The organism is Streptomyces sp. NPDC048566, from assembly GCF_043199735.1.
Taxonomy (GTDB): domain Bacteria; phylum Actinomycetota; class Actinomycetes; order Streptomycetales; family Streptomycetaceae; genus Streptomyces.
Map to the genome: position 1 here is coordinate 340386 of NZ_JBICWL010000002.1, position 12087 is coordinate 352472.

Annotated in this window: 15 protein-coding genes; 5 read left to right on the plus strand and 10 right to left on the minus strand. The window is 75.1% G+C overall.

All coding sequences use genetic code 11. The annotated features are described in order from the left end of the window. Positions 1-70 precede the first annotated feature (70 nt). From ACGFS9_RS05340 to ACGFS9_RS05355, 4 genes are all read right to left on the minus strand, one after another. The gene (locus ACGFS9_RS05340; protein ID WP_393250978.1) at positions 71-1234 is read right to left on the minus strand and encodes an exonuclease SbcCD subunit D; all 1164 of its coding nucleotides are present in this window, start codon (positions 1232-1234) and stop codon (positions 71-73) included. Positions 1235-1330: 96 nt separating this feature from the next. Then, entirely contained in the window at positions 1331-1969 is a 639-nt protein-coding gene (locus ACGFS9_RS05345) for a YigZ family protein (protein ID WP_393250979.1), read from the minus strand. A gap of 94 nt (positions 1970-2063) precedes the next feature. Further along, positions 2064-2606 carry a SixA phosphatase family protein gene (locus ACGFS9_RS05350; RefSeq protein WP_393250980.1) on the minus strand — a complete coding sequence of 181 codons (543 nt, stop codon included), beginning with the start codon at positions 2604-2606 and terminating at the stop codon, positions 2064-2066. Beyond that, positions 2603-3343, minus strand: coding sequence for a hypothetical protein (locus ACGFS9_RS05355; protein ID WP_393250981.1), 741 nt, complete (start codon positions 3341-3343; stop codon positions 2603-2605). The genes ACGFS9_RS05350 and ACGFS9_RS05355 overlap by 4 nt, the downstream gene beginning before the upstream one ends. Positions 3344-3645: 302 nt before the next feature. On the opposite strand from ACGFS9_RS05355, the gene ACGFS9_RS05360 reads away from it, so the two are divergent. Together ACGFS9_RS05360 and ACGFS9_RS05365 are read left to right on the plus strand one after the other, a co-directional pair. After that, the gene (locus tag ACGFS9_RS05360; protein ID WP_393250982.1) at positions 3646-4053 is read left to right on the plus strand and encodes a CoA-binding protein; all 408 of its coding nucleotides are present in this window, start codon (positions 3646-3648) and stop codon (positions 4051-4053) included. 123 nt (positions 4054-4176) lie between these two features. Further along, positions 4177-4617, plus strand: a complete 441-nt coding sequence (locus tag ACGFS9_RS05365) for a GNAT family N-acetyltransferase (RefSeq protein WP_393250983.1) — start codon at positions 4177-4179, stop codon at positions 4615-4617. Between the two features lie 94 nt (positions 4618-4711). On the opposite strand, the gene ACGFS9_RS05370 is transcribed toward ACGFS9_RS05365, so the two are convergent. Together ACGFS9_RS05370 and ACGFS9_RS05375 are read right to left on the minus strand one after the other, a co-directional pair. Then, positions 4712-5560 carry an alpha/beta fold hydrolase gene (locus ACGFS9_RS05370; RefSeq protein ID WP_393250984.1) on the minus strand — a complete coding sequence of 283 codons (849 nt, stop codon included), beginning with the start codon at positions 5558-5560 and terminating at the stop codon, positions 4712-4714. Between the two features lie 111 nt (positions 5561-5671). After that, a complete protein-coding gene (locus ACGFS9_RS05375; RefSeq protein WP_393250985.1) occupies positions 5672-6031 on the minus strand; it encodes an ArsR/SmtB family transcription factor in 360 nt (119 codons plus the stop codon). A 62-nt stretch (positions 6032-6093) separates the two neighbouring features. On the opposite strand from ACGFS9_RS05375, the gene ACGFS9_RS05380 reads away from it, so the two are divergent. Further along, a complete protein-coding gene (locus ACGFS9_RS05380) occupies positions 6094-7209 on the plus strand; it encodes a cation diffusion facilitator family transporter (protein ID WP_393250986.1) in 1116 nt (371 codons plus the stop codon). 135 nt (positions 7210-7344) lie between these two features. Here the strand turns inward: ACGFS9_RS05380 and ACGFS9_RS05385 are convergent, their stop codons facing one another. Together ACGFS9_RS05385 and ACGFS9_RS05390 are read right to left on the minus strand one after the other, a co-directional pair. Beyond that, the gene (locus ACGFS9_RS05385) at positions 7345-7902 is read right to left on the minus strand and encodes a YbaK/EbsC family protein (protein WP_393250987.1); all 558 of its coding nucleotides are present in this window, start codon (positions 7900-7902) and stop codon (positions 7345-7347) included. A 197-nt stretch (positions 7903-8099) separates the two neighbouring features. Next, positions 8100-8672 (minus strand): helix-turn-helix domain-containing protein, encoded by a 573-nt coding sequence (locus ACGFS9_RS05390; RefSeq protein ID WP_393251273.1) that lies wholly within the window; start codon positions 8670-8672, stop codon positions 8100-8102. A 92-nt stretch (positions 8673-8764) separates the two neighbouring features. Between ACGFS9_RS05390 and ACGFS9_RS05395 the strand changes: the two genes are divergently transcribed. Then, entirely contained in the window at positions 8765-9622 is an 858-nt protein-coding gene (locus ACGFS9_RS05395; protein WP_393250988.1) for a DMT family transporter, read from the plus strand. Between the two features lie 31 nt (positions 9623-9653). On the opposite strand, the gene ACGFS9_RS05400 is transcribed toward ACGFS9_RS05395, so the two are convergent. Beyond that, a complete protein-coding gene (locus tag ACGFS9_RS05400; RefSeq protein WP_393250989.1) occupies positions 9654-10469 on the minus strand; it encodes an acyltransferase in 816 nt (271 codons plus the stop codon). Positions 10470-10620: 151 nt separating this feature from the next. On the opposite strand from ACGFS9_RS05400, the gene ACGFS9_RS05405 reads away from it, so the two are divergent. Further along, positions 10621-11151 carry a gamma carbonic anhydrase family protein gene (locus tag ACGFS9_RS05405; protein WP_393250990.1) on the plus strand — a complete coding sequence of 177 codons (531 nt, stop codon included), beginning with the start codon at positions 10621-10623 and terminating at the stop codon, positions 11149-11151. Between the two features lie 19 nt (positions 11152-11170). On the opposite strand, the gene ACGFS9_RS05410 is transcribed toward ACGFS9_RS05405, so the two are convergent. Further along, positions 11171-11821 carry a DedA family protein gene (locus ACGFS9_RS05410; protein ID WP_393250991.1) on the minus strand — a complete coding sequence of 217 codons (651 nt, stop codon included), beginning with the start codon at positions 11819-11821 and terminating at the stop codon, positions 11171-11173. Positions 11822-12087: the final 266 nt, after the last annotated feature.

A 12087-nucleotide genomic window follows, 5' to 3' on the forward strand; every position in this document is an offset into this window, starting at 1 on the left:
CTCTCGGTGTCCGGGCGGGCCGCGCGGCACGTGCGGGCGCCCGACGGTCCTCGGTGACGGGGCCGGATGGTCACCGGGCGGTCTCCCGTACGGTCTCCTCGGCGCGCACGGCGTCGAACGCGTCCCTCAGCACGGCCTGTTCGTCGCCGTCGGGTCCGGCGCCGCGCACGTGGGCGACGAAGTCCTCGGCGATCTCCTGCTCGCTGCGGCCGGCCAGCCGGCGGGCGTAGGAGACGTCCTGCTCCTGCTCGGCGCGCTCGGGGTCGAAGACGAGGCTGAGGGTGTGCGGGAAGCGCTCGGCCAGCCGGGCCATCGGGTCGGCGGGCCGCACGGGGTCGGTGAGGGTGGCCTCGACCCAGGCGTCCTCGTCCCCCGCCAGGGCGGGGTCGGCGAGCAGGTCCTCCAGGTGCCCGCGGATCCGGGCGAGCGGGCGCGGCACGGGGCAGTCGACGCGCTCGGCGTCCAGGGAGCCGTCGGGGCCGAGGTCCACCAGCCACATGCTCTTGCGGTGGCCGGCCTCCGAGAAAGAGTACGGCAGCGGGGAGCCGGAGTAGCGGACGCGCTCGCCGATGGTCTGGCTGCCGTGCAGGTGGCCCAGTGCGGCGTAGTCGACGCCGTGGAAGACACCGGCGGGCACGGAGGCGACTCCGCCGACGGTGATGTCCCGCTCGCTGTCGCTCACCGCGCCGCCGGTGACGAAGGCGTGCGCGAGGACGACCGAGCGGGTGCCCGGGGCGCGGGCGGCGAGGTCGGCGCGGACCCGGTCCATGGCCGCGGCCAGCACGGCCTCGTGGCTGGGCCTGTCCACCCCGAACTCGTCCCTCACCAGTGCCGGTTCGAGGTAGGGCAGACCGTAGAAGGCGACGTCGCCGTGGGCGTCGGTGAGCACCACGGGGGTGCCGCAGGCCGCGGCGTCGGTCCGCAGGTGGATGCCGGCCCGGTCGATGAGCCCGGCGCCGACGCCGAGCCGGCGCGCCGAGTCGTGGTTCCCCGAGATCATCACGGTGGGGACGCCGAGGTCGGCCAGCCGGTGCAGGGCGTCGTCGAAGAGCCGGACGGCGGCGAGCGGCGGGACGGCCCGGTCGTACACGTCTCCCGAGACGACCACGGCGTCCACCTCGCGCTCGCGCGCGGTGGCGACGAGGTGGCGGACGAACCCGGCCTGCGCGTCGAGCAGGTTCACCCGGTGGAACGCGCGGCCCAGATGCCAGTCGGACGTGTGCAGGAACCTCATGATCCCCGAAGGGTAACCGGCGGGTCCGACATCACGGGCGGTTACTCCCGTACCGGCCGGCTCCGACCGCGTCCGGAGGCGGTGGATTCGCGGCTTTCATCCGGACTGTTCCACGTCCCCGTAGGCCTCACCGCCCAGTTCGAGGCGGGCCGTTCCCGCGGTCGCGTCGGCCAGCCAGGCGCGGAAGGCGTCCACGTCGCCGTCCGGCAGTCCGAGTTCGATGGTGACGGCCTCGCCGTAACGAACGTCACGCACCGCGCGTCCGGTGGAGCGCAGGTCGTTCTCCACCTTCCCGGCCCGCTGGTGGTCGACGGTGACCGTGGCGAGCCGGAACCGGCGGCGGGTGACGGTGCCCAGTTCGTCCAGCGCCTCGCCCACGGAGCCGCCGTAGGCGCGGATCAGCCCGCCGGCACCGAGCTTGACCCCGCCGTAGTAGCGGGTGACGACGGCGACGACGTAGCGCATGTCACGGCGCAGCAGCATCTGGAGCATGGGAACGCCGGCCGTTCCGCCCGGCTCGCCGTCGTCGCTCGCCTTCTGCACGGCCGCGTCGGCGCCGATGACGTAGGCCGAGCAGTTGTGGCTGGCGTCGGCGTGCCGTCTGCGGACGGCGGCGATGAACTCCTGGGCCTCCTGCTCGGTGGCGGCGGGGGCGAGGGCGCACAGGAAACGCGAGCGGTTGATCTCGGTCTCGTGCACGCCCGCCCGGGCCACGGTGCGGTACTCGTCCTGCATCGGCCCAGCGTATGCGCTGCGCCCGCGCGGGACCGAGGGCGGTACCGGGCCCGTCCCGTGCTCGTCGCGTCGGCCGCCGGGTCGGCCCCGGCGGTCACGCCGTTCCGCCGCGCGGCACGGCGAGGTCCGTGAGCCGCGCCGCGCCGGGGAGGAGGGCACGCCAGCTCGCGCCGTGCCAGGCGAGGACCGCGACGGCCGACGTCGGATATTTCGTCCTGACCCGCTCCAGGGCGTCGTCGGCCCCGTCGCCGGCGAGCGTGAGGATCAGCTCCTCCAGACCGGGGTTGTGGCCGACGAGCAGCAGCGTCGTGACCCGTTCCGGAACGTCGCGCACGGCGTCCAGCAGCTCCGGCACGTCCGCTCCGTAGAGCCGCGCGTCGAGCGAGACCGGCGGCGCGGCAGCCCACTGTCCGGACGCGAGCTGCCAGGTCTGCCGGGCGCGCCGGGCGGTGGAGCAGAGGGCGAGGTCGGGGAGCAGACCCGCGCCGGCCAGGTGGCGGCCCGCCGCGGGAGCGTCCCGGCGACCGCGCGGCGCGAGCGGCCGGTCGTGGTCGGGGACGCCGTCCGGATAGGCGGACTTGGCGTGCCGCAGCACGACGAGCCGGCGCGGGGGTCCCGACGGTCCGGCTGCGCTCACCACACCGACCCGATCTCGCGGGTGAGTTCGAGGCCCAGCAGCCGGTCGGCGAAGGCGCAGGACTCGAAGCGGGCGCCCGCCGCGAGGTCCGAGGTCTCGATCCACCGCAGGACGCCGAGCACCGCCGGGACGTCGAGGTCGTCCTCCCAGGCGGCGCGCAGCCGTCGCCGAACCTCGTCGGGGACGGGCCTGGACGGTTCGGTGGCCCATCCGGCGACGGCGGCACGCCAGCGCTTCAGGGTGCTCCCGGCGTCCTCCAGGGCTGCCGCGTCCAGACGCAGGGGCGCGCTTCTGGCCGACGCCAGCAGGGCGAGGCGCAGGTCGGTGGGATCGTCCGGGTCCGGCACGCCAGGGGCCGGCGGGCCGCCCGCGGCGACGGGGGCCACCTCGCAGCGGACGGCGGCGTTCCCGGTGCCGCCCGCGGCGGACACCTCGACGGTGCGGGTCGCGGCCTGCTCCGTCTCGGGGCCGTGGTGTTCCTCGAAGGGGCGCACGCCCAGTCCGCCCGCGCGCTCGCGCAGCCGGGCCGCGTCCGCCGGACCGGCCGCGGTGCTCAGGGTCGCGTGGGCGGGGGTGCCGCCGATCTCCAGGGCCCGGACCAGGACGTCGGCACAGAGCAGCACGCGCAGCGCCGTGGCGTCGAACCGGTCCACGCGCGCGTGGACCCGGACCAGGCCGCGTCCGGCGGACGCGACGTCGATGAGGTCGCCCGTACGGGCGTCGTGGATACGCAGCACGGAGCGAGCCTAGGGGCGCGGACGGCGGGGCGCGGGGAGGTCGGGGATGTCCCGGCGGCGGCATCCCGCGGGTACGCGCCCGGGTGACCGGCCGGGACACCCGGCGGCCCGGTGTCCCGGCCGCCGGTGGGGGGCGGCCGTACGCTCCCCAGGGGGAGGTGCCGATCCGGCCGCTCCCCTTGGCTGTACCCCGCCTCCCTCGTCTCCCCCGTCCCGGGAATCACTCCGCGGGGCGGGTCGTTGTGCCTGGTGAGCGGCTGGACGGCCGAGCACCGACAACACGGACCACGAGGAGGCCGAGCGTGTACGGCGACCGGGCGACGATCCGCAGGATGCTGACCGACCAGGGCGACACCTGGGCGGTGGTCGGGCTCTCCTCGAACCGGCACCGCGCGGCGTACGGCGTGGCCGAGATCCTCCAGCGCTTCGGCAAGCGGGTGGTGCCGGTGCATCCGAAGGCCGAGACGGTCCACGGCGAGAAGGGGTACGCCAGTCTCGCGGACATCCCCTTCGAGGTCGACGTCGTCGACGTCTTCGTCAACAGCGGGCTGGCCGGGCAGGTGGCGGACGAGGCCGTCGCGATCGGGGCGAAGGGCGTGTGGTTCCAGCTCGGCGTCGTCGACGAGGCGGCCTGGGAGCGGACCCGCGCCGCCGGGCTCGACATGGTGATGGACCGCTGCCCGGCGATCGAGATCCCGCGCCTGGGCTGAAGGGCACCACACCGCACCGCACCGCACCGCACCGCACCGCACCGAGGAAGGTGACGGCTCGCGGCCGGTCCGGTCCGCCTGAACGCCGTTGACGCGGGTCGGCCGAGGCGGTTGTCTGCCCCGGTGACTCTTCTTCGTTTCGAACAGCCCGACGGGGAGCGCCGCCTCGCGGAGTGGCGGCACATCCACAACACCGTCGTCCCGCCTGCCGCGCTGCCGCTGGACGCCGTTCGAGAACGCGCCCGGCGCTACCGGCTGGAGGTCGCCCTTCTCGGCGACCTGCCGGTGGGCTGCACCACCGTGCGGCCGCCCGCCGGCGACGGAGCGACGGCGACCGTCATCGCGCGCGTGCTGCCCGACCACCGCGGGCGCGGCTTCGGCGGCGAACTGTACGCACGGGGCCTGGAGCAGGCCCGGGGGCTCGGGGCCGGGACGATCGAGACGGTCGTTCTCGCGGCGAACGAGGACGGACTCCGCTTCGCCCGGCGGCACGGGTTCGTGGAGATCGACCGCTACGTACTCCCGGGCGAGACGGCGGAATGGGTCGATCTGCGCCTGGCCTAGCACCGGTTCGCTCTCCCCCGGCTCCAACGGTGCACGGCCGGGCCGCCCTCCGGACGCCCGGCCGTACGGCGGGAAGGAAGCAGCGGCGGCCGGCTCACGCCCGCCGGTCGAGGAACCCGGTGACCGTCCCGGTGAAACCGCGCGGGTCGTCGAGCCAGGGAAAGTGACCGGCTCCGGGCAGGACGACCGACTCGGCCCGCGCGAAGAGGTCCGCGACGCCTCGGGCGACCCGCGGCAGCGGACCACTGTCCAGCCCACCCGAGACCAGCAGCACGGGCACGTCCCAGGCGGCGACCAGGGCCCGGGCGGCAGCCGGGCGAAACGCCTCCGGCGGCGCGTAGTGCGCGGCGGCCTCCTCGTTGCTCTGCTCCACCTCGGTGGCCGCGTGTGCGCGCGCCGCCGCGTCCCACACGCCGTAGAAGAACGGCGCGGCGGCGTCGAAGTCGGCTTCGTCGGCCGTACCGTCCCAGATCCGCGCGTACGCCTCCCGGGCGCCCGCGAACCAGGGTTCGGCGCCGCGCAGCGCGGCTCCTTCGGCACGCTGCTCGGGCGTGAAGTCGACGCCGAGCGCCCGCGCCCGGGCGGTGACGAGGGTGAGGGAGCGGACCCGCCGCGGGTACCGGACGGCGTACAGCAGAGCGAGGTCGCCGCCGGCCGAGTGCGCGAGCACGTCCACCCGGTCGAGTCCGAGATGCGCGCGGAACGCCTCCACGTCCTCGACCTGCCGGTCGCAGCGGTAGCTCGGCGGGTCGGCCGGACGGGCCGAGTCCCCGGTGCCCCTCAGGTCGAGCAGGTGCAGCCGGCGGTGGCGCGCCAGCCCGCCGAGGTCACCGAGGTAGGCGGAGGCCCGCATCGGTCCGCCGGGCAGACAGAGCAGCGGTGCCCCCTCGCCCCTGACGTGGTGGGCGAGTCGGGTTCCGTCGGGCGCGGCGAAGATGGGCATGGCGCCATCGATACCAGTCCGGTGGGTTGCCGGGCATGTGGTTTGACGCACGGTCGGGTCGGTGCGCACGCTCCCCGGCAGGAGCGCCGCCCGCGGGGGCCGGGCCCCGGCTCAGCCGTGGTCGGGCCGGCCCGACAACCGGTGGTCGGCCAGGCTCAGCGCCTCGTCGACCACCCGGCGCAGGTGGCCGTCGCCGAGGGCGTAGATCACCCGGCGCCCCTCCTTGCGCGTCGTGACCAGTCCGGCGAGACGGAGCCGGGCCAGGTGCTGGCTCACCGCGGGGCGGGCGGCCCCGCACGCCTCGGTCAGCGTGGTCACGTCCGCCTCGCCGGCGGCCAGGGCGTGCAGCAGGGTCAGGCGGGTGCGGTCGCCGAGCAGGGCGAGGAGTTCGGCGGCGAGCGCGAACTGCTCCTCGCCGGGGCTGTGCGGGTGCGCATCGTGCGCAGGTGACAGGTGCATGCGTGCGCTCATACGCACATAATGTCCGCGTGGGCGCCCCCGCGTCCACTCCCGCGCACCGGAAGGGGACGCCCGTGCACGACAGCCACCACGCACCGGACCACGAGGGCGGCCACCGCCACGTCCACGACGGCGACCCCGGCCACGGCGGCCACCCGCACCCGCATCCGCATCCGGGGCGGCCGACCGGTCCGGGCCGCCTCGGGTCCGCGCTGCGCAGCCTGCGCCACGGGCTCGCCCCGCACTCCCACGACACCGTCGACCGGGTCGACGGCGCGCTGGAGTCGTCCGCCCGGGGGATGAGGGCCCTGTGGGTGTCGCTGGCCGTCCTCGGCGCGACGTCCGCGGTCCAGGCGGTCGTCGTCGCCCTGTCCGGGTCGGTGGCCCTGCTCGGCGACACCGTGCACAACGCCGCGGACGCGCTGACGGCCGTCCCGCTCGGAATCGCGTTCGCGCTGGGCCGCCGTGCGGCCACCCGGCGCTACACCTACGGCTACGGGCGGGCGGAGGACCTGGCGGGCCTGGTGATCGTGCTGACGATCGCCGCGTCGGCCGTACTGACGGCCTGGGCGGCGGTCGACCGGCTGCTCGACCCGCACCCGGTGCGGCACCTTCCGGCGGTGGCGGTCGCCGCGCTCGTCGGATGCGCGGGAAACGAGTGGGTCGCCCGGTACCGCATCCGGGTGGGCCGCGCGATCGGTTCGGCGGCGCTGACGGCGGACGGACTCCACGCCCGGACCGACGCGTTCACCTCGCTGGCGGTGCTGGTGGGGGCGGCCGGCTCGGCCCTCGGGTGGCATCTCGCCGACCCTCTGGTGGGGTTGGGCATCACCGTCGCCGTCCTGTTCGTGCTGCGCGACGCGGCCCGTGAGGTGTTCCGGCGCGTGATGGACGCGGTGGAGCCGGAGTTGGTGGATCGGGCCGAGCGGACGCTGCGGGAGGTCCCGGGGGTACGGGACGTGGGCGAGCTGCGGCTGCGCTGGGTGGGGCACCGGTTGCGCGCGGAGGTGGCGGTGGTGGTCGACGGCGAGGCGACCGTGCACCGGGCGCACGCGATCACCGTCGAGGCCGAGCACGCCCTGCTGCACGCCGTCCCGGGACTCACCGCCGCCCTGGTCCACGCCGACCCCGCGGCCGTGCCGGGCGGCGTCGACCCTCACGCGAGGCTCACCCACCACACCACGGCCTGACGGACCGCGAGACCATCCGGACGAGGGGCACCGGGGCCCGCCGGGACGGTCGAACGGGTCGTCACTCGGGAGCGGCCCACCTCCACCCACACGTCTACCGCCCACGGCCCGCGCTTCGCCTCTCCCGACGATTCGTCAGGAGAGCCCCAGCCCCTCCAGCACCACGGCGTTCGGCAGTTCCGCGAACGCCGGTCCCGGCACGAGGAGTTTGCCGCGCCGCAGGCCACTGCCGACCAGCACGTAGGGCAGCGCGACGACGGCGGCGTCGACGAACACCGGCCAGTCGGCGGGGAGTCCGACGGGGGTGATGCCTCCGTACTCCATGCCGGTCGCGCCGGTCGCGGTCTCCACGGGCGCGAACGATGCCTTCCGGGCGCCCAGTCGACGGCGCACGACACCGTTGACGTCCACCCGTGTCGCGGACGGGACGACGCACGCCGCGAGGGTCGTCTCGGCGCCGCGCCTGCCGGCCACGACCACGCAGTTCGCGGACAGGTCGAGCAGTTCCTTGCCATAGTGCTCGACGAAGGTGGCGGTGTCGGCCCAGTCGGGGTTCGTGTCGACGTGGACGATCCGCTCGGCGGGCGTGGCACCGCGCCAGGCGCGCACGGCGTCGGCGACGGGCCCGACGAGTTCGTCCAGGCGGTCGGGGGCGGGAGCGGCGTGCTCGAAGTGTCCGATCGGTGCGCGCATGGCGGCACGTTAACAGCCGGCCGGCCGGCTCCGTCCGCCGCGCCGGGGCGGTGGACGAACAGCCTTTCCCGCACCGGGAGACCGGCCCGCGCCCGCCGCCGACGGCCCAGGGCCCCGCGTCCGCCCGGGCGACAGGGCGGGAAGGCCGGGAGGCGGCCGGCCGCAACCCCTGCCCGGCGGGCACGGGTCCGCGCCCCTCAGTGCACCAGCGGAACCGAGACGGCCATGACCATGTCGACCGGAACCTCGCCCCGGTTCGCGTACGCGTGGGGGGTGTCCGCCTCGAAGGACGCGCTCGCCCCCTGCGGCACCCGGTGGTCGACACCGTCCACGTGCAGCGTCAGCTCACCGGCGAGGACGTGGACCAGTTCGACCGTGCCGGCCGGGTGCGGGTCGGAGGGGCTGCCCTCGCCCGGCATGAGCCGCCAGTCCCACATCTCCAGCGGGCCGGGGGCCTCGGTGCCGGCCAGCAGGCGGTTGTAGCTGCCGGCGTCGGTGTGCCACAGCCGCACCGCCTGCTCGGCGGGGACGATCCGGACGCGGGGCCCCTGTTCGTAGTCGAGCAGGGTGGTGATGCTGACGCCGAGCGCGTCGCCGATCTTGACGACGGTGCCGAGGCTGGGGTTGGTCCGGGCCTGCTCGATCTGGATGAGCATGCCGCGGCTCACTCCGGCACGCGCGGCGAGGGTCTCCAGGGTGAAGCCGCGCTCGGCGCGCCAGCGTTTGACGTTGCGTCCGAGGGACTGGGTCAGCAGGTCGAGATCCGACACATTCCGTCCAATATTATGGATGACATAGTTCAATCGAGTGAACTATCGTGTGGTGCACCCGATCGTTCACCGAACTGTACTGCGAGGCCCCCGTGACAGCACTCTTCGCCCTGGCCACCAGCCTCCTGTGGGGTCTGGCGGACTTCGGGGGAGGCCTGCTGACCCGTCGCACGCCGGCCCTGACCGTGGTGGTCGTCTCCCAGGCCGTCGCGGCCGCGGTGCTCGGCGCGATCGTGGTGGGCACCGGCGCGTGGAGCGCGGCGGGACCACGGCTGTGGTTCGCGGTCGCGGCGGGACTCGTGGGACCGGTCGCCCTGCTCTCCTTCTACAAGGCGCTGGCACTCGGACCGATGGGCGTGGTCTCACCGCTCGGCTCGCTGGCCGTGGCGGTCCCCATCGGCGTGGGCCTCTTCCTGGGCGAGCGGCCCGGTCTGCTCCAGGTCGCGGGCATCGCCGTCGCCGTGTCGGGCGTCGTTCTGGCGGGCGGCCCTCAGCTGCGCGGGGCGCCGGTCCAGCGCCGGGCGATCCTGCTCACCCTGATCGCCGCCGCCGGGTTCGGCACGGTGTTCGCGCTGATCGCGGAGGCGTCCTCGTCCGTCACCGGCCTGTTCCTGGCGCTGTTCGTGCAGCGCGTGACGAACGTCGCCGTGGGCGGCGCGGCGCTGGCCGTCTCCGTGCGGCGCGGCGGGGTCGCGCTGCCCGCGGGCGGCTTCCCCTGGGCGTCGGTGCCGGCGCTCGCGTTCGTCGGCCTCGCCGACGTCGCGGCCAACGGCACGTACTCGGTGGCCGCCCAGCACGGCCCGGTGACCGTCGCCGCGGTGCTCGCCTCGCTCTACCCGGTGGTGACGGCACTGGCCGCGCGCGGGCTGCTGCGCGAGCGACTGCGGGCGGTGCAGGCGGCGGGCGCCGGACTCGCCCTGGTCGGCACGCTGCTGCTGGCCACGGGCTGATCCTCGCCGCGTCCCGGCGTGCGCCGGACGGTCAGGACTCGGCGTGGACGTCACCGGTTCGCGCGGGCGGGTCCGCGTCCGCCGGGACGTCGGGGTCGAGCGCGGCGAGGCGCGCCACCGCCTCCTCGTCGAGCCCGGAGAGCGCGAGCAATTGATCCGGGGTCACCCCGTCCGGGACCGGCACCGGCGGCGGGGTCCGCAGGGGCGGCTGCCAGCCGGCCTCGGGGTCCCAGCGCCGGACGACGCGCGCGGGGGCGCCGGCCACCACGCAGTGGTCGGGCACCGTTCCCCGTACCACCGCGCCGGCCGCCACCACGACGTTGCGGCCGATCCGTGCGCCCGGCAGGATCACCGCCCCCGTCCCGATCCAGCAGCCGGGGCCGATCTCCACCGGCTCCATCCGGGGCCACTGCCTGCCGATGGGCTCGTGCGGGTCGTCGTAGGAGTGGTTCGTCGACGTAACGTAGACGTAGGGACCGAAGTAGCAGTCGCCGCCGATCGTGACGGTGGTGTCGGCGATGACGTGGCTGCCCCGGCCGAGCACGACGCCGTCACCGACCCGCAGAATCGGTTCGGGTCCGAGATCCAGGTCGGGCATCAGCCCGGCGGTCAGCGTGACCTGTTCGGCCACGATGCAGTGGGACCCGAGGTGGATCCACGGTTCACCGAAGACCGTGCCGAGCGGGAACGCCAGCCGGGTGCCCGCCCCGATGGAACCGAAGCGGAGCCGGCCCGGCCGCTCCGCGGTCACCGCACCCGTGCGCTGCACCCAGGCCCAGCCCGCGTGGACGGCCCGCTGCGCGAGGCGCCGCCGCCATGATGAGAACGTGTTCTTGCTCCTGGGCACCCGCTCACGGTACTCAGGGCGGACCGCGCGGATCCCGCCGGACCGCTGTGATCTTCACCCCACCGGGCCCCGCGGCGATGGCATACGGTGCCGGTGCGGCGGTCCCGCCGGCGTTCGACGACCATCCACGAGACGACGAGACGGTGACAGGGTGACGACTCAGCAGGCGCTGATCAAGGGAATCGGCGGCAAGGAACCGCAGGTCGACCAGGCGGCGTTCGTGGCACCCACCGCGGTGGTCATCGGGGACGTCACGCTGGGCGCCGGCGCGAGCGCGTGGTACGGCGCGGTGCTGCGCGCCGACTGCGGGCCGATCGTCATCGGCGCGGACAGCAACGTGCAGGACAACTGCAGCCTCCACGTGGACCCCGGATTCCCCATCAGCGTCGGCGAGCGGGTCTCCATCGGCCACAACGCCGTCCTGCACGGCGCGACCGTCGAGGACGACTGCCTGATCGGCATGGGCGCCACGGTGCTCAACGGGGCGGTCGTCGGCGCGGGTTCCCTGGTCGCCGCCCAGGCGCTGGTGCCCCAGGGCATGCGGATCCCGCCGGGTTCACTGGTCGCGGGGGTGCCCGCCCGGATCAGGCGGCCGCTGACCGACGAGGAACGCGAGGGCATCACCGTGAACGGCACGCTGTACGTGGAACTGGCGGGGGCGCATCGCGGGATTCACGCGTAGGCGGCCCCGGCGGATGCCGTCACTCGGCGGCGGGGACGGGCTCCGGCTCCGCCGCCTCGTGCTCGGCCGCCGTCATCCGGGCCCTGCGGCGGACGACGAGCATCGAGCCGAGACCGACGAGGACGGCCGCGACGAGGCCGAGCCACGAGAAGCGCTTGAGCCATGCCTCGGCGACGACTCCGACGTAGTAGATGACCGCGGTGGTGCCGCCCGCCCAGACGATGCCGCCGAGGACGTTGGCGACGAGGAACTTCCAGTACGGCATGCGGAGCACCCCGGCGAGGGGGCCCGCGAAGATCCGCAGCAGGGCGATGAAGCGGCCGAAGAACACGGCCCACATGCCCCACTTGTGGAACGACCGCTCGGCGGTGGCCACGTGGCCCTCGCTGAAGTGGCGCGGGAATCTGGCGCCCAGCCAGCCCAGCAGCGGACGGCCGCCCTTGCGGCCGATGGCGTACCCGATGGAGTCGCCGACGATCGCGCCGAGGCTCGCGCAGGCTCCGAGGACGACCGGGTTGATGCCGGCGTGCTGGGACGACAGCAGCGCGGCCGAGACGAGGACGATCTCTCCGGGCAACGGGATGCCCAGGCTCTCCAGGCCGATGACGAGGCCCACGAGGGCGTAGATGCTGACCGCGGGCACCGTCTCTAGCCATTCCTGGACGTGCAACGCCGGTTCCTCCCGTTGAGCTGGCCTGGCCCGGGCGGCTGCGTCTCGCTCGGTCACCCGGCGCGCCTCCCCGAGCGCACGCCGGGAAGCCTACCTGGTCGCCGCGGACCGGAGCCCGGTCGTGCGCCGCCGTCCTCGGCTCACCGGCCGCCGGTGATCACCGGGGCGTCCTCCGGTCCCGAACGCGCACGGACGGGGCACCGGGCACGGCCGCCCGGCCGGACGGCACGCGCCTCGCCGGGTCACCGTAGCCCGCAGGACGGCCG

What these genes read in the sequence shown, in the direction of transcription:
- ACGFS9_RS05385 (WP_393250987.1), bottom strand. Translation starts at nt 7,902, where the DNA reads ATGCGCGCACCGATCGGACACTTCGAGCACGCCGCTCCCGCCCCCGAC.
- ACGFS9_RS05375 (WP_393250985.1), bottom strand. Translation starts at nt 6,031, where the DNA reads ATGAGCGCACGCATGCACCTGTCACCTGCGCACGATGCGCACCCGCAC.
- ACGFS9_RS05370 (WP_393250984.1), bottom strand. Translation starts at nt 5,560, where the DNA reads ATGCCCATCTTCGCCGCGCCCGACGGAACCCGACTCGCCCACCACGTC.
- ACGFS9_RS05345 (WP_393250979.1), bottom strand. Translation starts at nt 1,969, where the DNA reads ATGCAGGACGAGTACCGCACCGTGGCCCGGGCGGGCGTGCACGAGACC.
- ACGFS9_RS05340 (WP_393250978.1), bottom strand. Translation starts at nt 1,234, where the DNA reads ATGAGGTTCCTGCACACGTCCGACTGGCATCTGGGCCGCGCGTTCCAC.